We start from the raw sequence: 21,148 nt of genomic DNA, 5'->3' as shown, positions 1-21,148 counted from the left end.
CTTGGCGCAGCAAGCTGCGGGGCCTATGTCGCCCGCATGAGCATGACCGACGCTGTTCCGACCCAAACCCTCGACGAGACCCTGGCCGAACTGGTCGAGGAGTTCGACCTGCTGGGCGACTGGGAGGGACGGATCGAATACGTCATCGACCTGGGCAAGGGCCTGGCCCCCTTGCCGGAGGAAGCACGGATCGAGGCCAACAAGGTCCCGGGTTGCGCCGCCCAGGTCTGGCTGTCGACGCGCCGCGCCGACGGGCGGCTGTTCTTCGACGCCGACAGCGACAGCGCCCTGTCCAAGGGCAATATCGCCCTGCTGCTCAAGCTCTACTCCGGCCGCACGCCCGCCGAGATCCTGGCCTTCGACGCCCGCGCGGCGCTGGACCGTCTGGGCTTGCCCTCGGCCCTGACGCGTCAGCGCGCCAACGGCCTGAACAGCATGGTCGGCCGCATCCGCGAGGCCGCGGCCGGAGCCTAGGCCGCTTCACCGGTTGTCGGGGTCCGCCGCCACGCCGTAGCCGGCCACCCGGCCCGAGGGGGCCAGGGCGACGGTGAACAGCCGGGTGTTTCCAACCGGACCGACGCGATAGCTGTAGCGTCCGCCGCCGTCCGGCCGGCTGAGGTCCCGCACCAGGGTCATGGGGGCGTCGCGCCATCCTTCGGGCAGGGCGGCCGTCAGGTCGCGGGCGTGGCCAGGGTCGGGGCGGTATCCCGAGCCGGGCGAGAAGTCCTGGGTCAGGTCCTCGCCAGCCGCCGCCCGGTCCAGAAAGGCGCGTAGGCGTTCGGCCCGCGCCGGGTCGTCCGGCAGGGCGGGGGACAGGGACGGCATCACCTCCGGCTCGACCAGTCCGGCGACGACGCGCGCGATCAGGTCGGGGCGACCATAGCTGGAGTCCAGATTGGCGAAGACCACGACCGTCAGCCCGAGGTCGGGATAGCGGGTCATGGTGCTGGTGAAGCCCTGCCAGGCGCCGTTGTGCATGATGCGCCGCTGGCCGTTCAGCATATTGATGTTCCAACCGAAGCCATAGCCCTGGGCGTTGGGCTTGCCGTCCTTCAGCACGAAGGGCGTCCACATCTTCGCTATGGATTCCGGGGACAGCAGGGCGTCGCCGTACAGGGCGCGATCCCATCGGGCCATGTCCTCGACCGTCGAATAGATGGTGCCGTCGGCCGTGGCGTTGAAGGTCGGCGACACCCAGGCCTGATTGCGCAGGGCGCCGTCGCGCATCTCATAGCCCGAGGCCCGGCGCGGGATGATGTCGGCGTCGGAAATCACACGCGTGGCGCTCATCCCCAGCGGGGCGAAGAAGACCGCGTTCAGGTAGTCGCCATAGGGCTGGCCCGTGACCCGGCGGATCAGGATGCCCAGCAGCACATAGTTGGCGTTGTTGTAGCTCCAGCGCGTCCCGGGCTCGAACTCCGTCGGCAGGGCGGCGATGGCGGCGGCCAGCTGGTCCTCGGTGAAGTCCTTCCGGTAGTCGAACGCCCCGCCCGGCCCGGTGAGTTTGTCCCCGTCATAGGCGCCGATGCCGGAGGTGTGCGACAGCAGATTGGCCACGGTAACGTCGGCCCATCCGCGCGGCGCCTCGGGGAAGTACCGGGCGACGGGGGCGTCGAGATCCACCCGGCCTTCCTCGGCCAGTTTCAGGATCGCGGCGGCGACGAACTGCTTGCCGAGGGAGCCGGTCTGCATCCGCGTGTCGCTGGCGACCGGGGCGCCCCATTCGACATCGGCCAGACCATAGCCCTTCATCAGGACAGGGACCCCGTGGCGATAGACGCCGACCGCGAGGCCGGGCGCGCGTTGCCGCGCCATCTCGGCCAGGACGTAGCGGTCGATCTCGGCCTGACGGGCGCTGGACAGGGGTGCGATCTGCGCCTGTGACGCCGGGGCGGAAGCGGCGGCGCTGTCTGCGGCGGCGGCATGGGATCCGGCGGTCGCCGTCATCAGAACGGCCAGCGCCAGCCCTTTGATCATCCTGCTCATCTACCGCCTTCTCGTTCGCTACAAGTGTAGCGCTACATTTGTAGCGATGCGGAGCGCGCGTCAATGCTGCAGGTGAAGAAAAGCGGATGTCGGAAGGGAAGGGGGATGACGAGGCGCAGGCCCGGCCGGCCGTCAGAGGATGGACAGGAAGGCCCCGATCAAGGCGGCGATGGCCAGCGTCAGGAGCAGCGCCTCAAACGGCGAAAGCGACCAAGCGGAACGACGTCGGCGGGTTCTTGCAGCCATTGGGGCCTCTCGGTTTCGATGATGACCATGAGGGCCAGTTCCGGCGCGCCGAGAAGCGGAAGCGGCTGGCCGTAAAGGCCTCGCCACAGAGCGTCCAGCGCGCGATCGGCTTCCCCCATGGGTTCCATGCGAATCACGGAGCCATACGGTCGGAGCCCGAGTCCTTAACAATTGTTAGCAAATGTGGATAACAACGGTTTTTGTCGATGAATGTTGGAAATGCGCCCGGTGTCAGGCGGTTGGCCGCCGATGAACTATCCACAGGGGCCGCCGAGGATTGGCTGAAGCGCCTAACCCGCTCATCCTGACGCGCCATCGCGCTGACGCATCGGATGAATGGTCTGAAACACGTTCGCGCCGGGTGGCCGGAGCCTGATGTGCCCGAAGGCGAACCTCTTTGGCTGCTTCACGAACTGAACGAGCGAGCTGATGCCGCCACTCGATCTATCGAGGTCTTCGCCGACGCCACGCTCACCAGAAACAGCATCGCTATTGAGGAGAGGAACGGCAAGGCGTGCCCCTCTCTAAGCGATACCGCGCTTGCAGACGGGTTTGCCGGCGTCGAGTTCGAAGAAATATCAGTCGAGGAGTTCGAGCGGACTTGGGCTAAAGGCGAGGACGCGTCTTTCTGGAACGTCCGCGAACCACCCTTTCTAGCCGAAATCCAGCCCGTCCGCTTCAAGCTCAGCCCTTGGTGCTCCAGGGCCTTACGGCGCCGCTTCTGACGCGGGCGGCCTGTTCGCGCTGGAAGCGGCCGCCGCGCGGGGGCTTGGGGCGGGCGGCGATGGCTTCCTGCTTTTCACGCAGGGCGCGCTGGATCGGGGTCTCGGTCGGCGCTGCGTCCGCGGGGGCGAGGGAGGCGGGCTGGCCGTCGCGTTTGTCGTTCATGGTCATAGTCTAGCACGTCATTGCAGATGACCCGTCAAGACGTCTGACGTAACCTTGTGCTTCCAGTGGAAGTGCGCGGGGCCGGAAAATGTCGGCGGTATGGGACGGGTTCAGGCGGTTGGCGGATTTCCGCGGGCGGGATACGCGGGGGCGCTTCTGGCCCTACGCCCTGGTCGTGGCTGTGTTGCTCTATGTCGGCATGGCGGCGGCCATGATCCCGACGATGTCCGGCTTCTTCGAGGAGGCGACGCGCTACGCCGCCGAGAACCCGGAGCAGGTGGCGGTGACGGCGGGGCCTGGCCAATACTCGATCCGGATCAACGATCCCGAGGCCGAACTGATGCCGGACATGAGTGGGCTGTTCTGGGCCGTGCGGTTGGTGTTCGCCGCGGCGGGGATCTTGCTGGCGGCGGCGGTGACGCGGCGGCTGCATGACACGGGGCGACCCGGCTGGTGGGGGCTGCCGCCGCTGGTGTTCGGCGCGATCGCAGCCACCCTGTTTCCCTGGGTGATGGAGCGTTTCATGCAGTCGGACGAGGCGGCGCTCGGCCCCTTCTTCCTGCTGTTCGCCAACAATATGCTCTACATAGCCAGCCTGATCGGCCTAGTGGTCCTTTTGTGCCTGAAAGGCACGACGGGTCCTAACCGCTATGGGCATGAGCCGGGCTGAGGCCGCTTCAGCCCGCTTCCTTCAACTGCTCTTCCAGCCCCTGTTCGCGGACCTTGCGGTACAGGGTCGAGCGGCCGATGCCGAGGCGTCGGGCGATCTCGCTCATGTGGCCGGAATAGACCTCGATGGCGTGCTGGATCAGGTCGCGTTCGATCTCTTCCAGGGTGCGGACGTGGCCGCGCGCGTCGATGATGCGCACCGGGCTGTCGGCCTGGGCCTCGCCGCCCGCGTCGTTGACCGGAACCTCGGCGCGCTCGTGCGAGACGACCGGGTTCAGCGGCATGGCGATGCCCGAAATGGCGGGGAAGTCGTGCGGCTGCAGCAGGGGCGCATCCGCCAGGACCAAGGCGCGGTAGATCGAGTTCTCCAGTTGGCGCACGTTGCCGGGCCAGTCATAGCCCTGCAGCAGTGCCATGGTCTCGACGGCGCATCCGGCGACGCGTTTGCCCTCCTCGACGTTGAAGCGGGCGATGAAGTGCTCGACCAGGGCCGGGATGTCCTCGCGCCGTTCGCGCAGGGCCGGGGCCTCGATCGGGAAGACGTTCAGGCGATAGAAGAGGTCTTCGCGGAAGGCGCCTTCCTTGACCTGCTGGGCCGGATCGCGATTGGTGGCCGAGACGATGCGGACATCGACCTTGACCGCGCGCTTCGATCCGACCGGGTCGATCTCGCCCTCCTGCAGGGCGCGCAGCAGCTTGACCTGCATGTCCAGCGGCAGTTCGCCGATCTCGTCGAGGAACAGGGTGCCGCCGTTGGCCTCCATGAACTTGCCGGCGTGCTTGTCGGTGGCGCCGGTGAAGCTGCCCTTCTCATGGCCGAACAGGATCGACTCGACCAGATTGGCGGGCAGGGCGCCGCAGTTGACGGCCACGAAGGGCTTGCCGGCCCGGTCCGAGGCGCCGTGCAGGGCGCGGGCGATGACTTCTTTACCTACGCCGCTTTCGCCAGTGATCAGCACCGGGATGCCGGACTTGGCGGCGCGCACGCCCAGAGCCTTGACCATGCGCATCGGCGGGCTGTCGCCGACGATGTCGTCGAACGAGGTCCGGCCCGAAACGTGTTTCTTCAGACGGCCGATCTCCGCCGACAGCTGGGTCAGCTGCAGGGCGTTGCGCACCCCGATCAGCAGGCGCTCGGGCCCCACCGGCTTGACGAAGAAGTCCTGAGCCCCGGCCTGCATGGCCTTGACCACGGTCTCGATGCCGCCGTTGGCCGTCAGGACGATGACGGGCACCGGCACCCCCGCCGTGCGGATCTCCGCCAGGGTCTCCAGACCCGACAGGCCGGGCATGACGAGATCCAGCAGAACCACGTCCGCGCCGCCGCCCTTGGTCAGGCGGTCGATCGCCTCGCCCCCGCTCTCGGCGTGGACGACGGCATAGCCTTCGCGGTCGAGCACCGCCTGGATCAGGCGGCGCTGCGTGGGATCATCGTCGACGACCAGAACGGTCTTGGCCATGTGAAACACACCCTAAATCATCACCGGAACGGCCGTCCTCGTTGCTCGGGATCGGCTCGCTTCGAGCACACCCTAGACCAAAGGGGGTGAAGATCGGGTTTCGGAGAACTGAGTCAGGGGTTAACGGGCGAGATGATCGGCGGACAATCGATGCGGGCCTGGCGATGCGCGGTGGCTGCGCCCAGCTTCAGGTCCGGCCAGGGCGACGGCACGGAGGCGACGTCCGGCGACTTGAGAAGCTCGCGGTGGTCGGAAGTGCGCGGGCCGGCGCAGCCGTTGGCGCGGTAATCGGCCTGAGGTTTCCAGCCATCGGCCTCGGCCGCGAACAGGGTGATCTGGAACCGCGCGGCCAGCAGGATTTCGTCGCGCCCGTCGCCGTTCATGTCGCGCATGACCGCCACGCAGTCCTCGGTCCCGCTGCAGGCGAAGCGCGGGTCGCCGCTGGAGACAGGGGCTTCGAAACCTTCAGGCAGGACGGCGCCCTTGGGCCAGGCGGTGATCCGGGGCTTGCCCGGCGGCGTGGCCCGTTCGTCGTCGTAGCGAGAGGTGGACGCCTGTGCCCGCTTGGCGCGAGCGGCGATGTCGGCGTCCCTGGACCGGGCCAGGTCAGCCAGCGCGCGCTGGCCGGTTCGGCCCGCATTCCACCTCAGGAAGCTGTAGTCGAAGTCTGCCGCGCTGACGGCGCCGCGCTTCAGCCGGGCGACCTGATCGCCGACCGACAGGCGGGCGGGGTCCAGCAGGGGGCTGAACAGGGCCAGGATGACCCCGACCGTCAGGACGGCGGCGGCGACATTGGTCCGCTCCAGCGGCTTCATCCACGCCGTCGTCTTCCAGAACGGCGACAGCGCGGCCCAGCCGTAGCCCGCCGCATAGACGGCGCCGACCAGGGCGCAGGCCGAGGCGATGATGCGGTCCGGCGTCAGGCCGTGCTGGCCGATGCGTAAGGACAGACCCCAGACGGCGATCAGGATCAGCGGCGTCAGAAGAACCGCCGCCACCCGCACGGCCACACGCAGCACGACGGGCGGCAGGTTGTCCTCGCGTCCGTCCTGATAGGCGGTGTTGATCAGGATGATCAGGGCGGCGGCCGCCGACAGCACCAGGGCCGTGGCGCTGCCCGTCTTCCACAGGCCGTCCAGCCCGGTGAAGGGCAGGGCGATCAGGAAGCCCGCCACCAGCACCGTGATGACCAGCAACAGCCAGGACAGCAGCATCAGGGCCACGGTCCTCACCCCCCGGATCAGGCTGGCGCGCACGTCGGTCAACGGCACGGCGACGGCGAAGACCAGGCAGGTGACGGGGATCGAGAACCACTCCTCGCCGATCAGGTCCGACAGGAAGCTGAGGCCGATGACATGGAAGAGGGCGGCCCCGAGAAACAGCAGCAGCCAGAAGGCCCCGGTGAAGCCCAGCGACAGGGCCAGTTGCACCCCCGCCTTCCACGCCGTGTCGAAATAGTCGTCGAAGTCGGCGATCCATCGGCGGCTCGCGACGGCCGGAACGATCAGATGGTGGGCGATGAACAGGGCGGCGGCGCTGAAAGCGACTACGGGGAAACGCAGATAGGGCGGGCGGAAATAGTCGCTGGCCTGCTGCGCGGCGTCGTGCCAGCCCAGCAGGGCCAGGACGGCGGCGGCGACCAGGCCCCAGATCGCCAGCGCTCTGATCGACAACCGCCCGACTCCCGCCAGCAGCATGACGGGCGTGAAGGCGCAGGCCAGGGCTAGGGCCGCGAACAGCGGCGGGTTGTTCGCGGGCCAGGTCAGGGCGTCGGGCTGCATGGCGCTGCGCCACAGCCCATAGAGCAACAGGCCCTGGATCAGGCCGATGCCGAGACGAACGGCGGCCAACCCCCGCGCGCCGCCCAGAGAGGCGCGGCCGGTCTGGTCGTGGAACGGGTCGGTCATGGCGTGGCCCCTTCAGCTTCACCGGCAGGTTGGACCGGACTGGGCGGCGAGGCAAATGGTGGGTCTCCCTCTCCCGGCGGGAGAGGGCTTGAGCCTCCAAGAGCGAAGCGATTGGTTCAGGCGAAAGGGTGAGGGGCTACGGTTTCAGTAGGCGTCAGCCGTGGCGCGGCGGCTTACGCCGACGGCGGCCGACGACCCTCATCCGACCCTTCGGGCCACCTTCTCCCATCGGTAGAAGGAAGGGAGAGGCGCTTGCGTCCGCCCGTCCGCGCCCCCACAACCAAGGGCATGAACGCGCCCGTCCAGACGACCGACTTCGCCGACGCTCCCCTGTGGGACCTGTCCGACCTCTACGCCTCGCGCGAGGATGCGCGCATCAGCGCCGACCTCGATCGCGCCAAGGCCCTGGTGGACCAGATGAACGCCTTCCAGGGCAAACTGGTCGACCAGCGCAGCGAGGCGGCGGCCCTGGGCGCGGCGCTGGATCAGGCCATCACCCTGTACGAACAGGCGGCGGACGTCATGGGCGGTCTGGGCGCCTACGCCTTCCTGGCGGCCTCGACGGCGCGCGACGATGCGGGCGCGCAGGGTTTCGAGGCCAACATCCGCGAGAAGATGACGGTCATCGCCACCCCGACCGTCTGGCTGACGCTGGAGATCAACCAACTGGACGAGGCCGAGATCGCGGCCGCCCTGGCCGCCCATCCCGTCGCCGCGCGCTGGTCGGCCTGGCTGCGCCGGGTGCGGGCGATGAAGCCGCACGAGCTGTCGAGCGAACTGGAAACCTTCATCGCCGAGCGCGGTCCCATTCAGGCCCAGTGGCCGCGCCTGTTCGACGAGACCCTGGCGGCGCTGCGGGCCGAGGCTGACGGCGAGAGCCTGACCCTGTCCGAAGCCCTGAACCGCCTCAGCGACGCCGACGGCGCCAAGCGCGCCTCAGCCGCCGAGGGCCTGACCAAAGCCTTCGCCGACAAGGCCCAGACCATGGCCATGGTCCTGAACACCGTCGCCGCCGACAAGGCGCTGGAGGACAAGTGGCGCGGCTTCAAGCGCCCCGCCGACAGTCGCCACCTGGGCAACGAGGTCGACGGCGAAAGCGTGGACGCCATGGCCGAGGCGGTGGCCGAAGCCTATCCGCGCATCTCGCACCGCTATTACGCGCTCAAGGCCAAGGCCATGGGCAAGACGGCGCTGGACCACTGGGACCGCAACGCCCCGATCGAGGCGACGCCGCCGCGCACCTATGAATGGGCGCAGGCGCGCGAGGTGGTTCTGGCCAGCTTCGCGGATCTTGGCGGCGACTTCGCCGAGCGCGCCGGCTGGTTCTTCGACCGGCCGTGGATCGATGCGCGTGCGCGGCCGGGCAAGCAGTCGGGCGCCTATGCTCACCCGGTGACGGCGGATCGCCACCCCTATGTCTTCCTGAACTGGATGGGCGAGCGGCGCGACCTGCTGACCCTGGCACACGAACTGGGCCATGGGGTGCATCAGACCCTGGCGGCGGCGCAAGGCTCGCTCCTGGCCGACACGCCGCTGACCCTGGCCGAAACCGCCTCCATCTTCGCCGAGGGGCTGACCTTCGATCGCCTGCTGGCCGAGGCGACGCCGCAGGATCAGCGCGCCCTGCTGGCCGGTCGCATCGAGGACGGCCTGAACACGGTGGTGCGCCAGATCGCCTTCCACCGCTTCGAGACCCGCTTCCACGACGAACGGGCCAATGGCGAGGTCCCGGTCGAGCGCATCGGCGAGATCTGGATGGAGGAGCTGGGCGCCAGCCTCGGCCCGGCGGTGACGCTGAACCCCGGCTACGAGAACTGGTGGGCCTATGTCAGCCACTTCGTCCACTCGCCCTTCTATGTCTACGCCTACGCCTTCGGCGACCTGCTGGTCGCGGCCCTGATGGAGACGAGGGCCAAGGACCCGACGGCCTTCACGCCCCTCTATCGCGACCTGTTGGCTGGCGGCGGGGCGCACACCTATGTCGAGGCGCTGAAGCCCTTCGGCCTGAACCCGCGTGACCCGGCCTTCTGGACCATCGGCACGAAGCGGCTGGAGCGTCTGGTCGATCAGTTCGAGGCCCTGGGCTGATTCAGTCCCGGGTCTGACGCACTACGAGAATGTCGGACGGCAGGCGTTTCAGCAGGTTTGACGCCTGACTGCCCAGGGTCGCCTGCACCCAGCCGCTGCGGCCGTGCGAGCCGATGACGACCAGATCGGGGGCGTCCCTGATGACGCGCTGCTCGATCACTGTCTGGGCGTCGCCCTTGGCGACGAGGGTGCGGACGGCGTCGGGCTTAGGCGGGGCGGCGCGGGCGACGAAGGCGGCCATCCCGGCCTCGGCCTCTTCGCGGGCCGCTTCGGTGATGTCGGCCGAGGGCGCGCGCGTCTCGAAGGGCACGCTGTAGGCGTTGACCAGTTCAAACGTAGCGTCGGGGAACAGCTGCAGCGCCGTCTGGAAGGCCTGCAGGGCGCCTTCGGAATAGTCGGTGGCTACCAGGATCGAGCGATAGGGGCCGCTCGCACGTCGCTTCACCACCAGCACTGGCTGCTCGGCGTGGCGCACCAGATGGTCCACCGCCGTGCCCAGGAAGAAGTCGCTCAACCCGTTATAGCGGCCGGTTCCGGTGACGATGGCGGCCGCTTTCTCGCTGTTCGCCAGCTCGGCCAGAACCGTGGGTGCGGCGCCGTGGTCCGACACAACGGCCGCTTTCGCCAAGGCGGGCGGCAACGAGGCCCGGATGGCGCGAAGCACCTCTGCGTCCTGCTCGCGGTCGAAGCCGGGGCCTTCGATGACATGAGCGACGGTGACGCCGGCGCCGATCTGATCGGCCAGCAGGGCGGCGCGATCCAACGGACGGTCGCTGCGCGCGGTCAGGTCGGTGGCGACGAGAACGGTCGAGGAAGGCATGGGAGCTCCTGGGTCCGGCAAGACGTTCGCACTCGCATCATGAACGCTGATCGGACGGCGTCAACGCGACAAGCTGGACCGCGTGTGCTCAGGTCTTGAGCCTCGCGCCCCGACCGCTATAAGAGCCGTCGAAATCTTGACTCTTTTTCGGAAGACCGGAATGGCCGACCAGCACGCAGACAATGCCGAACACGCCTATGTGCACGGCTCGATGGAAATCTCGGAGCAGGTCTCGACCTGGGAGCTGTTCAAATTCATGGCCAAGTGGGGCTCGCTGCTGACGGCTGCGATCCTGGTCCTGCTGACGGTCTGGTTCGCCGTGGGCGCGGGCTTCGTGGCCGGCGCCATCAGCGGCGTGGTGGTGTTCGTGGCGGGCTTCTTCGCCCTGCGTTCCAAGCCCGCGCACTGAGTTCGGCGCCGCGCTCGCGGCGCAGTGAAATCTGAAAGGCCCGTCGGACACGCGTTCGGCGGGCTTTTTCATGTCTGGCGGCGCGCGGGAAAAGGTCGAAACTTGCGTCTGCGGGGCTAATTTTCTCTCGCGCTGCAACAAACTGTCAGGCGAGGGGGCAATTTGCGCTTTGACGCCCGCTTTGGCTTCGTCCTAACGTTCCGGTTCTGGGGGACTTGGGAGGGATTCGCTTGGCTGTCGCCATCGCCGTGACCCGCGAGCGCCGTGAAGGCGAGACGCGTTGCGCTGTAACGCCGGAGACGGTGAAGAAGCTGATCGCCCTGGGCGCGACCGTTTCGGTCGAGGCCGGGACAGGGCTCGGCTCGTCCATTCCTGACGCCGACTACGCCGAGGCCGGGGCCACGGTGAAGCCCGACACCCGCGCGGTGCTGGAAGGCGCCGACATCGTGCTGAAGGTGCGCGGCCCGACGGCGCAGGAGACCAGCGCGCTCAAGCCCGGCGCCGTGGTCGTCGCCATGCTGGACGCCTATCGTGAAAAGGATACGGTCGAGGCGCTGAAGGGCGCCAACGTCACCGCCTTCGCCATGGAATTCGTGCCGCGCATCACCCGCGCCCAGGTCATGGACGTGCTGTCGTCCCAGGCCAATCTGGCCGGCTATCGCGCGGTGATCGAGGCGGCCTACGCCTTTGGCAAGGGCTTCCCGATGATGATGACGGCGGCGGGCACCGTCGCCGCCGCCAAGGTCTTCGTCATGGGCGTGGGCGTGGCGGGTCTGCAGGCCATCGCCACGGCGCGGCGGCTCGGCGCGGTGGTCACCGCCACCGATGTGCGCCCGGCCACCAAGGAACAGGTCGAGAGCCTGGGCGCCAAGTTCCTGGCGGTCGAGGACGAAGAGTTCAAGAACGCCCAGACGGCGGGCGGCTACGCCAAGCCGATGAGCCCTGAGTATCAGGCCAAGCAGGCTGTCCTGACCGGCGAGCATATCAAGAAGCAGGACATCGTCATCACCACGGCCCTGATCCCCGGCCGCGCGGCGCCGGTGCTGGTCAGCGCCGAACAGGTGGCTTCGATGAAGCCCGGCTCGGTCCTGATCGATCTGGCGGTCGAGGCGGGCGGCAATGTCGAGGGCTCCAGGCCCGGCGAGATCGTGACCACGGCCAACGGCGTAAAGATCGTCGGCTGGACCAACCTGCCGGGCCGCATCGCGGCAGACGCCAGCGCCCTCTATGCGCGCAACCTGGTCGCCTTCCTCGGGTTGATGATCAAGGACGGCGCCGTGGCGCTGGATCTGGAAGACGAAATCCTCAAGGCCGCCGTCGTCACCCACGGCGGGGCCGTGGTGCATGAAGGAGTGAAGGGCTGATGGAACACGTTGATCCTACTGTCTTCCGCCTGGCCATCTTCGTGCTGGCGATCTTCGTCGGCTATTATGTGGTGTGGAGCGTGACGCCCGCCCTGCATACGCCGCTGATGGCCGTGACCAACGCCATTTCCAGCGTCATCATTGTCGGCGGCCTGATCGCGGCTGCGGCGATGAGCGCCCAGGCGGGCGGGCCGAACGCCTGGATCGCCAAGGGCGCGGGCGTGGTCGCCGTGACCCTGGCCAGCGTCAACATCTTCGGCGGCTTCATGGTCACGCGACGGATGCTGGCCATGTACAAGAAGAAGGAAAGGCCCAAGGCCTCGTGATTTTCTCGCCTGCCCTGTTCGCTTTTTATGTCTCCTGGGCCGTCACCGGTCTGGGCGTGGCCCTGTGGATCTGGAGCTGGGTGCGGGTGAAGGACCCCATTGGTCGGCTGCGGTTTCAGGACTGCGGCGTGGTCCTGGTCTTCGCCGCCGTCCTCACGCGCATCGTCATCCAGAACCGCGAGATGACCGTCTTCGACTGGGCCATGATATTTCTGGGGCCGCTGTTCATCGCCGCCGCGCTGTGGCGACTGACCCGCACCCAAAGCCTGACCAAACGCTGAGAGTAACCGTGATGAAGACCTCCCTGATTTTCGCCGCCGCCCTGACCGCCGCCGTCGCCGCATCGGGCGCCGCCTTGGCCCAGCACACCGAAGAAGTGGGCAAGAACCCCTACGGCGGCCTGCATTGGTCGGTCGCCGCGCCGCAGGGCGCCAGCTGGACGCTGCAGTGCCAGTTCGCCCCGGTGACCATTCGCGGCATCCACATGAACCGCATCAACCACACCGGCACGGGCCGCATGGCCGGGCGTCTGCCCAGCGACAACGGCAGCTGCACCGTGACCAAGACGGGCGGCCAGGGCGGCGTCGGCGTGGCCGTCGTCAAGAACGGCGCAGCCACCGCCGCCGGCACCAACGACCCGGCCAAGCCGGCGGTCGTCAACGTCTTCTGACTTAACGCCTGACTGAACATGACCTCGGGGGAGGGGATCTGATGAACGCATCCATAGCCGCGCTGGCCTATCTGGCCGCGGGGGTCCTGTTCATCCTCTCCCTTCGGGGCCTGTCCAGCCCGGAGACCAGCCGGCGCGGCAATACGCTGGGCATGATCGGCATGGCGCTGGCCGTCGGCGTGACCCTGCTGACTCTGGGGACGTCGGGCGCGCTGGACCTGCTGACCCTGGCCCTGATCGGCGGCGGCGTCGTGGTCGGCGGCGGGGCCGGGGCCCTGATCGCCAAGCGCGTGCCGATGACGGCCATGCCGCAGCTGGTCGCGGCTTTCCACTCGCTCGTCGGTCTGGCCGCCTGTCTGGTGGCGGTGGGCGCCGTCTATGCGCCCGACGCCTTCGGCATCATGACGGCGAGCGGCGGCATCAAGACCCTGTCGATCGTCGAGCTGAGCCTGGGCGTGGCCATCGGGGCCATCACCTTCACCGGCTCGGTCATCGCCTTCGCCAAGCTGGACGGTCGCATGAGTGGTTCGCCGATCCTGCTGCCGGCGCGGCACCTCATCAACATCGGCCTGGCTCTGGCTCTGGTCTTCCTGATCGGGGTGCTGATCGGCACCGGCGGCACGGCGATCTGGGCTTTCTGGGGCGTCTTCGCCCTCAGTCTGATCCTGGGCGCGACCCTGATCATCCCCATCGGCGGGGCGGACATGCCGGTGGTGGTGTCGATGCTGAACTCCTACTCCGGCTGGGCCGCAGCGGCTCTGGGCTTCACGCTGGAGAACATCGCTCTGATCATCACTGGCGCGCTTGTGGGCTCGTCCGGCGCGATCCTCAGCTACATCATGTGCAAGGGGATGAACCGCAGCTTCGTCAGCGTCATCCTGGGCGGCTTCGGCGGCGGCGATGCGGCGGCAGCGGGCGGCGGCGTGGTCGAGACGCGCCCCGTCAAGCAGGGCTCGGCCGAGGACGCCGCCTTCATCATGAAGAACGCGTCCAAGGTCATCATCGTCCCCGGCTACGGCATGGCCGTGGCCCAGGCCCAGCACGCCCTGCGCGAAATGGCCGACATCCTCAAGGAAGAGGGCGTCGAGGTGAAATACGCCATCCACCCCGTCGCGGGCCGGATGCCGGGCCACATGAACGTCCTGCTGGCCGAGGCTAATGTCCCCTATGACGAGGTGTTCGAGCTGGAAGACATCAACAGTGAGTTCAGCTCCGCCGACGTAGCCTTCGTCATCGGCGCCAACGACGTGACCAACCCGGCCGCCAAGACCGACCCGCAGTCGCCCATCTATGGGATGCCGGTTCTGGACGTGGAGAAGGCCGGAACCGTCCTCTTCATCAAGCGCGGCATGGCGGCGGGCTATGCGGGCGTCGAGAACGAACTCTTCTTCCGCGACAACACCATGATGCTGTTCGCCGACGCCAAGAAGATGGTCGAGGGGATCGTCAAGGCGCTGTGAGGCGAATCCATGATCCAGCCAGTTGGACGCGCTATAGCCCCAACATCGTCGGCCTGATAGCGCTTGTCGGGCTGGGCGCCGCAGGCTTCGTTGGCCAAGTTGGCGCACTCTCGATGTTTCGTGCCGGACTGGACGAGGCGCCGCTTTACTGGTGGAGTCTCGCGTCCGGTTTCGCCGTCGTGTCGATGTTGTTCACGCTCGGCTGGTCACTGGTTTTGCGGTGGCTAATCCCCAGGTCGGGGAACCCGCAACTGATCGCCAAATGGAGCCTGATCGTTGTCCCGATTATCGTGATCGTCAGTTTCTTGCACGACGCGCGGAGCGGCGTGGCTCTGTATCCGAGCAGTTTGACCTATCGGCAGCCGGGGTTTTTGTCGCCGCGATACTCCGTGCCCTATGCGTCGCTGGAAGCTGTAGAGACTGGCTGCGTCTTCCACCGCCGCAGAGGCAACGTCCATGTCGCCGTGATTTACGATGCAAGGACGCCGAACGGAGATTGGATCCGCCTGTCGGCTTTGCGGCTCTCTGATCGTCGCGATTGGCGTGGGTGGGTGGCAGCTATCAGCGACGTGGATCATGCTGTCTCCGACGCTGGCGGGGATCGCCGGGTGAGCCGCCATGCGATGGATGGTCGTCGGCTTTTGTACGAAGACGGATGCGTCGAGGCTTTCGCTAGCAAGTTCGATGAGGCTGGGCGTCGCCAATGGTACCGGGTTATGCGCTTGGGGGGCTCCGTGCCTCGCCGTTGAGTCCTGCTGCGAACAGTCCCATCAAGCGACTGCAGTGAAACGAGGGCGGCTATGACGGAGGAGGGGGAGATCGTGTTCAGCGCGGACGAGATCATCGCCAACCTGTCTCTGACGCCGCATCCCGAGGGCGGGCATTTCCGGCCTATGGCGCGCGATCCGGGGCTGGCGGCCTGCGGGTCCGAGGCTGCGACCGAGTACCGGCTGCTGACGGCGGAGGACGCCGACGACTGGCGTCCGGTCGAGGCGACCGAAATCTGGGCCTTCTACATGGGCGCGCCGCTGACGCTGGAGATCGTCACGGATCAGGGGCTGAGGCCTCTGGTGCTGGGCCCCGATCAGCGGCAGATCGCGGCGCCCGCCGGGGCCTGGCGGCGGATGCGCAGTCAGGGCGACTGGACCCTGGCCGCCTGTTCGACGGCGCCGGGACTGGCCATCGAGGCTGTGGAAGCGCCCCATGTCTGAGCCGAAGACCCAGCCCACCGACGCCTCGGTCGAGGACTTCCTCTCCGCCGCCGAACCGGCGCGGCGGCGCGAGGAAGGCCGTATTCTCTGCGCTCTGATGCAGGAGGTGACGGGCGAGGCGCCGGTCATGTGGGGGCCGTCCATCGTCGGCTTCGGCCGCTACACCTACGTCAACTCGACGAAGAAGCCAGCCGACTGGCCGCGCATGGGTTTCTCGCCGCGCAAGTCGGCTCTAACCCTCTATCTGGCCTCGGCGCCGGAGAGCGAGGCCCTGCTGGCGCGGCTGGGGCCGCACGCGACCAGCGTGGCCTGCCTCTACATCAAGCGGCTGGATCAGGTGGACATGGGCGTGCTGCGCGACCTGTGCGTCGCCAGCCGGGACGAGATGAACCGCCGCTATCCCTGATCCGCTTGCCGGGCGCGATGAGAGGCCTATAGCGGATGTCCATGCGCACCTTCCTGATCGTCGCCGCCGCCGCCCTGTTGTCCGCCTGCGCCACGGCGCCGCTGAGGGCCGTTGAAACCCCGGTCGAGACGGTCGACCTGCTGTTGACCTCGGCCACGGTGGTCGATGTCGAGAAGGGCGTGACGACACCCGACCAACTGGTGGCCGTGCGCGGCGGGGACATCGTCGCCGTTTTGCCGGAAGGCGAGGCCCGCCGCTATCGTGCGACGCGGACGACGGACCTGGGCGACCGCTATGTCATGCCGGGCCTGTGGGACATGCACGTCCACTTCGGCGGGGGCGAAGCCCTGATCGAGGAAAACGCCGAGCTGATGCCCCTCTATGTCGTCAACGGCGTGGTCGCGGTGCGCGACGCGGCGGGCGATCTGGCGCAGCAGGTGCTGGACTGGCGCGACGCCCCGCCGACGCCCGACAGCCCGCGCATCTTCACGTCCGGTCCCAAGATCGAGGGCATCGCCCCGGTGTGGAAGGGCGTGATCGAGACCGGCAGCGAGGCGGACGTGGACGCGGCTCTGGACCGGCTGCAGGCCCTGCGCGTCGACTTCGTCAAGATCACCGACAACACCCTGAAACCCGAGCTCTTCCTCTACGCCGTGCGCGAGGCGAAGAAGCGCGGCATGAAGACCTCGGCCCACATCCCGGCCAGCATCACCGTGCTGGAGGCCGCCGAGGCGGGCCTGTCATCGATCGAACACCTCGACTACGCCATGAAGGCGGGCTCGAAGGACGAGGCGGCCATCGCCGCCGACTATCTGGCGGGCAAATACACCTACGCCCAGACCATGCGGCGCTACGCCGACACCTTTGACGTCGAGACGGCGCGGCGGGTCTATGCCCGGCTGAGGGAACTGGGCACGGCGGTGTCGCCGACCCTCTATGGCTCGACCACCCTGGCCAATCTGGATCTGGACGACCACTCGCACGACGCGGGCCTGGCCTATGTCGGGCCGGGCATCCGGGCCACCTACGCCTGGCGTGTCCAGCGCGCGGCCCAGGCCACGCCGCAGCAGATCGAGGACCGTCATTTCGTCAAGGAGGTGACGTCGGGCACCCTGCCCATGTTGCGCGATGCGGGCGTGGTGATCCTGACCGGGACGGACGCGGGTTTCCTCAACTCGTTCAACTATCCGGGCTTCTCGCTGCACGACGAGCTGGAGCTGTACGTCAAGCTGGGGCTGACGCCGCGCGAGGCGCTGATGGGCTCGGTCGTGGACGGGCCGCGCTTCCTGAACCAGGGCGAGCGCTACGGTGCGGTGGCGGCAGGCAAGTCGGCCGACCTGCTGGTTCTGGAGGCCAATCCGCTGACCGACGTCTCGGCGACACGACGCATCGCCGATCTGGTGTTGCGCGGTCGCCTGATCGAGGCGAGCGAACTGGAGCGGATGCGCGGCGAGATCCGCGCCCGCGTCACGGCGCACGAAGCCGCCTTGCGCTGATTCTTACGCCGCCATGCGCCAGTCGTGCATTGCTGCGGTCGGGGCGGCGTGGAACTCGTCCCACAGGGCGTCCTCGTCGGAATAGCGGCTGCTGGCCGATGCGGAGATGACGTCCACGACCTGTTCTTCCTGACGGTCCCAGATGACGGCCAGGTCGCCCTCGGCCTCGCACGGCACGATCATGTAGCGGTCGGCGAAGGTCTTCTTGGCGGGCTTTTGGACCGTCGGGGTGCGGGCGAAGGCCATGTCGTGATCTCCTGAAGCGATTGCCTCTTGCTGATGTTGAGAGGATGCGACAGCATTGCGTCAGTTTCGGACGTATCTCTGTGGAGAAGTCTCTTGCGGCACGACAAGGCGGCGATGGTCATCGATCTGGCGCGCGGCATGGCGGCCAGCGCCGAGGGGCTGACGCTGAACGACATGGCCGGGCAGTTGCGCGTCGGGCGGCGCACCGCCGAGCGGATGCGCGACGCGGTCCTGATGCTGTTCCCGCAGGTTGAGGAGATCAGCGATCCGCCGAGCAAGCGCTGGCGCATTCGCGGCGGACTGTCGGCTTTCGAACAGGCCCCGACGGCCACCGAGATGCTGGAGCTGACCAAGGCCGCCGCCGCTCTGCGCGCGGCGGGCGAGCCTGCGCGGGCGGCGGCGCTGGAGGGGCTGGAGCGCAAGGTCAAGGCGGCCATGCGCTCGACCACCCTGAACCGCATGGCCCCTGATCTGGAGGCTCTGGTCCGGGCCGAGACCATCGCCGTTCAGGCCGGGCCGCGTCCCACCGCCGACGAGACGGTGCTGGCCGAGATTCGCGGCGCGGTGCTGGCCGAGCGGCCGCTCAGCTTCATCTACGCTCGGCCCGGGGCCGAGGCGCGCAGCCGCAGCGTGGCCCCCTGCGGCCTGATGTTCGGGCGCGCCAACTATCTGGTGGCGGCGGACCGCGAGAGCGGGCGTATCCAGACCTTCCGCCTGGATCGCATGAGTTCGGTCGAAGCGGGCGAGGGGACGGCGCGGCCGCCCGCGGACTTCGACCTGGCCGCCTTCGCCAGCCAGTCCTTCGGCATCTATCAGGACGAGATCGAGGAGGTGGTGCTGCGCATCGCCCCCGAGGGCGCGGTCGAGGCGCGCGGCTGGCGTTGGCACCCGACCCAGACCATCGAGGATCAGCCGGACGGTTCGGTCGTGGTGCGCTTCCGCGCCTCGGGGATGCGCGAACTGGCCTGGCACCTGTTCACCTGGGGCGAGCAGGCGACCATCGAGGCGCCGCAGCGGCTGAAGGCGGTCATGGCTGGCGAATTGGCGGCGGCGGGACGCGCCCTAGAGCGGGCGCAATCCTGAGCAAACCGTAAGCTGACGCTGGCGCCCTGTCGCCTATGCTCAAGCTGAACAGTTCGGAGTTTCTACCTTTGCGTCTGAAAGCCTTCGCCGCCTCGACCGTTATGGCCACGGCCCTGCTGGGCGCCTGCGCCGCCGCGCCCCTGCCGCCGGGAACCTGGGACGCGCGCGCTGCGCCGGTGGTCGAGGTCACGCGCGACGGCGACCGGTGGACGGCGGACTATGTCTTTAACCGGGATGCGCAGGTCTGGGCCTTCATGGACTCGGCCCTGATGACCGACGTGCGTCAGCCCTGGCGGCCCACGCAGTGGACGGTCGAGACGCCCGGCGTCGTCATGGAGCGGCGCGGCCACTATGACGTGATCCGCAGTCTGGACGGCGGTCCCGTGCCGCGTCACGTCCGCTTTTCGCTCAAGCCCAAGGCCGTCTATCTGGAGGCGGAATACGGCACACTGACCTTCTCGGACGGCGCCGTGGCCCTGCCCACGCGTCAGTTCGACGTCTTCGCCCTGTCGTCGGTCGAGGCGGCCGAGGCCATGCCTGCCGACCTGAACGGCGTCGATCTGGAGGGCGGAGCCTCCACCGTCACCTGGCGCGATACGGCGGGGCCGGTGCTGTTCAACGGCAGGCGGCAGGCCAATCTGACCACGACGGGCGAGCGCTCCTATGTCCTGCTGGGGCAGGCGCGGGTGACGCCGGGCGAGGGTCTGACCACGGTCATCGACCCCAACCTGCCGCCGTGGATCGGCGAGGAGATCCGCAGCTTCGCCCCGCATGTCGGCGACTACTACCTGCGGCGTCTCGGCGCGCCCGGCGTGGGCAGCGAGACCTCGACCGTCATGGTCAGCTGGAACGGTCCGACCGAGCGCCTGTCCAGCATGGGCGGCAGCGTCCTGCCCGGTCTGATCGTCATGAAGTTCGAGGGTGTGGGCGTGCTGAACCCCAGCAAGGAGGTGCTGGAACGCTCGCGCTGGTTCATCGGCCATGAGAGCGCGCACTTCTGGCTGGGGCAGGCGGTGCGCTATCAGTTCGCCCGCGACGCCTGGATCACCGAGGGCGGGGCCGATCTGATGGCGGTGCGGGCGCTGAAGGCGCTGGACCCGGCCTATGACGCCCGCGCCGAACTTCAGACCGAGGTGGACGACTGCATCGATCTGGTCCGCAAGTCGGTGGTCGAGGCTGGCGACCGGGGCGAGCACCGGGCCTATTATGCGTGCGGGGCCGTTTTCGCCATGGCGGCGGAAGGGACGCAGAAACGACGCGACGGCGGCGACTGGTTCGACTTCCTGCGTCCGGTGCTGGCGGTCAATCGCAAGGACGGCGTCCTGAGCCGCGCCGAATGGCTGGAGGCCCTGACGCGGGCGTCGGGTGATCCGTCGCTGGCGCAGACTATTGGGCGGATGCTGGATCAGGGCGCGGTCGATCCGGCGGCCGAGATCGCCGACCTGTTCCGCAGGACTGGGGTTCCGCATCGGGTCGAGAACGGCAAGGTCGTGCTGATCTGATCGCTGTTATTTGATCGGGATCAAGGACCGAACTTCAGCTCAGGCGTTCTATCCTTCTGGAACGAGAGGAGGTCGCCATGACCTGGTCCAGCCTTATCGTCTACGTCGACGACGAGCCCGACAACATTCAGCGGATCGAGCAGGCCGCCAGCCTGGCCAAGACGCACGGCGCTCATCTGATCGGGGTCTCGGCCTGCGCGCCGGAGACGCCGATGGCCGACGCCTACGGGGCGGGAATTCTGCTAGGCGAGGTGCTGACCGCCCAGCACGAGCGGGCCGAGAGCGCGCTGAAGGGCGCCGAGGCTCGCTTCCGCGAGATTGCGACCAAGGCGGGCCTGTCTTGCGAATGGCGCGCCGACGTAGGCGACCCGACCAGCCTTCTGGTCAAGCACGCCCGCGCCGCCGACGTGCTGATTGTGGGGCGAGATTCCGCCAACGCCAGCGGCTGGCGCTCGCCCATTCCGTCCGACCTGGCCATGCGGGCGGGGCGTTCGGTGCTGATCATGCCGCCCAACCCGGCGCGGTCGGTGGCGGGTGCGCCGGTGCTGCTGGCCTGGACCGACAGCCGCGAGAGCCGCCTGGCTGCGGTGGCGGCCATCCCCCTGCTGCGCGAGGCCGAAAGCGTGCGCGTGGTCGAGCTGTGCGATCCCGAGGACATGGACGGCGCCCGGCTGCGCACCGCCGACGTGGCGGCCTGGCTGAAGCGGCACGGCGTCAAGGCGGAGGGCGAGGCCCGCGCCCATGACGACCGCTCGGCGGGCCGCCGCCTGCTGGACTGCGCCGCCGAGATGAAGGCCGGCGTCATCGTCAGCGGCGCCTGGGGTCATGCGCGGATGCGTCAGTGGATCTTCGGCGGGGTGACCCAGACCCTGATCACCGAAAGTCCGGTGGCCCTCCTGCTGGCGCACTGA

The 21,148-nt window shown here is 68.1% G+C and carries 23 protein-coding genes; 17 read left to right on the top strand and 6 right to left on the bottom strand.

All coding sequences use genetic code 11. The annotated features are described in order from the left end of the window. Window positions 1-42: 42 nt before the first annotated feature. Window positions 43-474, top strand: coding sequence for a SufE family protein (locus ACFYLW_RS12360; protein ID WP_312063357.1), 432 nt, complete (start codon window positions 43-45; stop codon window positions 472-474). Between the two features lie 6 nt (window positions 475-480). Here ACFYLW_RS12360 and ACFYLW_RS12355 read toward each other — a convergent pair whose 3' ends face one another. Then, on the bottom strand, window positions 481-1,986 hold the full coding sequence (locus ACFYLW_RS12355; RefSeq protein ID WP_390183152.1) for a serine hydrolase domain-containing protein: 1,506 nt from the start codon (window positions 1,984-1,986) through the stop codon (window positions 481-483). Between the two features lie 623 nt (window positions 1,987-2,609). Here ACFYLW_RS12355 and ACFYLW_RS12350 point away from each other — a divergent pair. Beyond that, window positions 2,610-2,957, top strand: coding sequence for a hypothetical protein (locus ACFYLW_RS12350; RefSeq protein WP_312063282.1), 348 nt, complete (start codon window positions 2,610-2,612; stop codon window positions 2,955-2,957). Here ACFYLW_RS12350 and ACFYLW_RS12345 read toward each other — a convergent pair. Continuing rightward, entirely contained in the window at window positions 2,917-3,120 is a 204-nt protein-coding gene (locus ACFYLW_RS12345) for a hypothetical protein (RefSeq protein ID WP_292084360.1), read from the bottom strand. The two genes, ACFYLW_RS12350 and ACFYLW_RS12345, sit on opposite strands and share 41 nt — an antisense overlap. An 88-nt stretch (window positions 3,121-3,208) precedes the next feature. On the opposite strand from ACFYLW_RS12345, the gene ACFYLW_RS12340 reads away from it, so the two are divergent. Then, the gene (locus ACFYLW_RS12340) at window positions 3,209-3,790 is read left to right on the top strand and encodes a DUF805 domain-containing protein (protein ID WP_390183151.1); all 582 of its coding nucleotides are present in this window, start codon (window positions 3,209-3,211) and stop codon (window positions 3,788-3,790) included. A gap of 7 nt (window positions 3,791-3,797) precedes the next feature. Here the strand turns inward: ACFYLW_RS12340 and ACFYLW_RS12335 are convergent, their stop codons facing one another. Next, window positions 3,798-5,249: a sigma-54-dependent transcriptional regulator gene (locus ACFYLW_RS12335; protein ID WP_390183150.1), complete on the bottom strand. Its 1,452-nt coding sequence runs from the start codon at window positions 5,247-5,249 to the stop codon at window positions 3,798-3,800. 113 nt (window positions 5,250-5,362) lie between these two features. Beyond that, entirely contained in the window at window positions 5,363-7,156 is a 1,794-nt protein-coding gene (locus ACFYLW_RS12330) for a DUF4153 domain-containing protein (RefSeq protein WP_390183149.1), read from the bottom strand. Window positions 7,157-7,444: 288 nt separating this feature from the next. On the opposite strand from ACFYLW_RS12330, the gene ACFYLW_RS12325 reads away from it, so the two are divergent. Beyond that, window positions 7,445-9,244, top strand: coding sequence for a M3 family oligoendopeptidase (locus ACFYLW_RS12325; RefSeq protein ID WP_390183194.1), 1,800 nt, complete (start codon window positions 7,445-7,447; stop codon window positions 9,242-9,244). A 1-nt stretch (window position 9,245) separates the two neighbouring features. Here ACFYLW_RS12325 and ACFYLW_RS12320 read toward each other — a convergent pair whose 3' ends face one another. After that, complete coding sequence (locus ACFYLW_RS12320; RefSeq protein ID WP_390183148.1) at window positions 9,246-10,064, bottom strand: universal stress protein; 819 nt, start codon at window positions 10,062-10,064, stop codon at window positions 9,246-9,248. A gap of 160 nt (window positions 10,065-10,224) precedes the next feature. Here ACFYLW_RS12320 and ACFYLW_RS12315 point away from each other — a divergent pair, with 160 nt between their 5' ends. From ACFYLW_RS12315 to ACFYLW_RS12270, 10 genes are all read left to right on the top strand, one after another. Continuing rightward, on the top strand, window positions 10,225-10,473 hold the full coding sequence (locus tag ACFYLW_RS12315; RefSeq protein ID WP_390183147.1) for an aa3-type cytochrome c oxidase subunit IV: 249 nt from the start codon (window positions 10,225-10,227) through the stop codon (window positions 10,471-10,473). Between the two features lie 230 nt (window positions 10,474-10,703). After that, entirely contained in the window at window positions 10,704-11,837 is a 1,134-nt protein-coding gene (locus tag ACFYLW_RS12310) for a Re/Si-specific NAD(P)(+) transhydrogenase subunit alpha (protein ID WP_390183146.1), read from the top strand. Then, window positions 11,837-12,163, top strand: a complete 327-nt coding sequence (locus ACFYLW_RS12305) for an NAD(P) transhydrogenase subunit alpha (RefSeq protein ID WP_296174830.1) — start codon at window positions 11,837-11,839, stop codon at window positions 12,161-12,163. The genes ACFYLW_RS12310 and ACFYLW_RS12305 overlap by 1 nt, the downstream gene beginning before the upstream one ends. Continuing rightward, the gene (locus ACFYLW_RS12300) at window positions 12,160-12,444 is read left to right on the top strand and encodes a hypothetical protein (protein ID WP_312063301.1); all 285 of its coding nucleotides are present in this window, start codon (window positions 12,160-12,162) and stop codon (window positions 12,442-12,444) included. The genes ACFYLW_RS12305 and ACFYLW_RS12300 overlap by 4 nt, the downstream gene beginning before the upstream one ends. 11 nt (window positions 12,445-12,455) lie before the next feature. After that, the gene (locus ACFYLW_RS12295) at window positions 12,456-12,833 is read left to right on the top strand and encodes a hypothetical protein (protein ID WP_390183145.1); all 378 of its coding nucleotides are present in this window, start codon (window positions 12,456-12,458) and stop codon (window positions 12,831-12,833) included. Window positions 12,834-12,874: 41 nt separating this feature from the next. After that, complete coding sequence (locus tag ACFYLW_RS12290) at window positions 12,875-14,293, top strand: NAD(P)(+) transhydrogenase (Re/Si-specific) subunit beta (RefSeq protein WP_390183144.1); 1,419 nt, start codon at window positions 12,875-12,877, stop codon at window positions 14,291-14,293. Between the two features lie 113 nt (window positions 14,294-14,406). After that, window positions 14,407-15,042, top strand: coding sequence for a hypothetical protein (locus ACFYLW_RS12285; protein ID WP_312063307.1), 636 nt, complete (start codon window positions 14,407-14,409; stop codon window positions 15,040-15,042). Window positions 15,043-15,093: 51 nt separating this feature from the next. Next, window positions 15,094-15,504 carry a cupin domain-containing protein gene (locus ACFYLW_RS12280; RefSeq protein ID WP_390183143.1) on the top strand — a complete coding sequence of 137 codons (411 nt, stop codon included), beginning with the start codon at window positions 15,094-15,096 and terminating at the stop codon, window positions 15,502-15,504. Continuing rightward, window positions 15,497-15,910: a DUF1801 domain-containing protein gene (locus ACFYLW_RS12275; protein ID WP_390183142.1), complete on the top strand. Its 414-nt coding sequence runs from the start codon at window positions 15,497-15,499 to the stop codon at window positions 15,908-15,910. Before ACFYLW_RS12280 ends, ACFYLW_RS12275 begins: the two co-directional genes overlap by 8 nt. Window positions 15,911-15,951: 41 nt before the next feature. Next, complete coding sequence (locus ACFYLW_RS12270) at window positions 15,952-17,406, top strand: amidohydrolase family protein (RefSeq protein WP_390183141.1); 1,455 nt, start codon at window positions 15,952-15,954, stop codon at window positions 17,404-17,406. A 3-nt stretch (window positions 17,407-17,409) separates the two neighbouring features. On the opposite strand, the gene ACFYLW_RS12265 is transcribed toward ACFYLW_RS12270, so the two are convergent. Continuing rightward, window positions 17,410-17,652, bottom strand: coding sequence for a hypothetical protein (locus ACFYLW_RS12265; RefSeq protein WP_390183140.1), 243 nt, complete (start codon window positions 17,650-17,652; stop codon window positions 17,410-17,412). 93 nt (window positions 17,653-17,745) lie between these two features. Between ACFYLW_RS12265 and ACFYLW_RS12260 the strand changes: the two genes are divergently transcribed. From ACFYLW_RS12260 to ACFYLW_RS12250, 3 genes are all read left to right on the top strand, one after another. Next, window positions 17,746-18,735 (top strand): helix-turn-helix transcriptional regulator, encoded by a 990-nt coding sequence (locus ACFYLW_RS12260; protein ID WP_390183139.1) that lies wholly within the window; start codon window positions 17,746-17,748, stop codon window positions 18,733-18,735. A 68-nt stretch (window positions 18,736-18,803) separates the two neighbouring features. Continuing rightward, window positions 18,804-20,237, top strand: coding sequence for a hypothetical protein (locus ACFYLW_RS12255; RefSeq protein ID WP_390183138.1), 1,434 nt, complete (start codon window positions 18,804-18,806; stop codon window positions 20,235-20,237). Window positions 20,238-20,314: 77 nt separating this feature from the next. Further along, window positions 20,315-21,148 (top strand): universal stress protein, encoded by an 834-nt coding sequence (locus tag ACFYLW_RS12250; RefSeq protein WP_390183136.1) that lies wholly within the window; start codon window positions 20,315-20,317, stop codon window positions 21,146-21,148.

It is taken from the genome of Brevundimonas sp. NPDC007368 (assembly GCF_042869015.1).
Classification (GTDB): Bacteria; Pseudomonadota; Alphaproteobacteria; order Caulobacterales; family Caulobacteraceae; genus Brevundimonas.
This window is presented reverse-complemented; position numbering and strand designations above follow the sequence as displayed.

Coding starts and splice junctions, on each gene's coding strand:
- ACFYLW_RS12340 (WP_390183151.1), top strand. CDS start 3,209: ATGTCGGCGGTATGGGACGGGTTCAGGCGGTTGGCGGATTTCCGCGGG.
- ACFYLW_RS12355 (WP_390183152.1), bottom strand. CDS start 1,986: ATGAGCAGGATGATCAAAGGGCTGGCGCTGGCCGTTCTGATGACGGCG.
- ACFYLW_RS12290 (WP_390183144.1), top strand. CDS start 12,875: ATGAACGCATCCATAGCCGCGCTGGCCTATCTGGCCGCGGGGGTCCTG.
- ACFYLW_RS12305 (WP_296174830.1), top strand. CDS start 11,837: ATGGAACACGTTGATCCTACTGTCTTCCGCCTGGCCATCTTCGTGCTG.
- ACFYLW_RS12285 (WP_312063307.1), top strand. CDS start 14,407: ATGTTTCGTGCCGGACTGGACGAGGCGCCGCTTTACTGGTGGAGTCTC.
- ACFYLW_RS12330 (WP_390183149.1), bottom strand. CDS start 7,156: ATGACCGACCCGTTCCACGACCAGACCGGCCGCGCCTCTCTGGGCGGC.
- ACFYLW_RS12360 (WP_312063357.1), top strand. CDS start 43: ATGACCGACGCTGTTCCGACCCAAACCCTCGACGAGACCCTGGCCGAA.
- ACFYLW_RS12250 (WP_390183136.1), top strand. CDS start 20,315: ATGACCTGGTCCAGCCTTATCGTCTACGTCGACGACGAGCCCGACAAC.
- ACFYLW_RS12275 (WP_390183142.1), top strand. CDS start 15,497: ATGTCTGAGCCGAAGACCCAGCCCACCGACGCCTCGGTCGAGGACTTC.
- ACFYLW_RS12315 (WP_390183147.1), top strand. CDS start 10,225: ATGGCCGACCAGCACGCAGACAATGCCGAACACGCCTATGTGCACGGC.
- ACFYLW_RS12280 (WP_390183143.1), top strand. CDS start 15,094: ATGACGGAGGAGGGGGAGATCGTGTTCAGCGCGGACGAGATCATCGCC.
- ACFYLW_RS12265 (WP_390183140.1), bottom strand. CDS start 17,652: ATGGCCTTCGCCCGCACCCCGACGGTCCAAAAGCCCGCCAAGAAGACC.
- ACFYLW_RS12335 (WP_390183150.1), bottom strand. CDS start 5,249: ATGGCCAAGACCGTTCTGGTCGTCGACGATGATCCCACGCAGCGCCGC.
- ACFYLW_RS12345 (WP_292084360.1), bottom strand. CDS start 3,120: ATGAACGACAAACGCGACGGCCAGCCCGCCTCCCTCGCCCCCGCGGAC.
- ACFYLW_RS12270 (WP_390183141.1), top strand. CDS start 15,952: ATGCGCACCTTCCTGATCGTCGCCGCCGCCGCCCTGTTGTCCGCCTGC.
- ACFYLW_RS12320 (WP_390183148.1), bottom strand. CDS start 10,064: ATGCCTTCCTCGACCGTTCTCGTCGCCACCGACCTGACCGCGCGCAGC.
- ACFYLW_RS12325 (WP_390183194.1), top strand. CDS start 7,445: ATGAACGCGCCCGTCCAGACGACCGACTTCGCCGACGCTCCCCTGTGG.
- ACFYLW_RS12295 (WP_390183145.1), top strand. CDS start 12,456: ATGAAGACCTCCCTGATTTTCGCCGCCGCCCTGACCGCCGCCGTCGCC.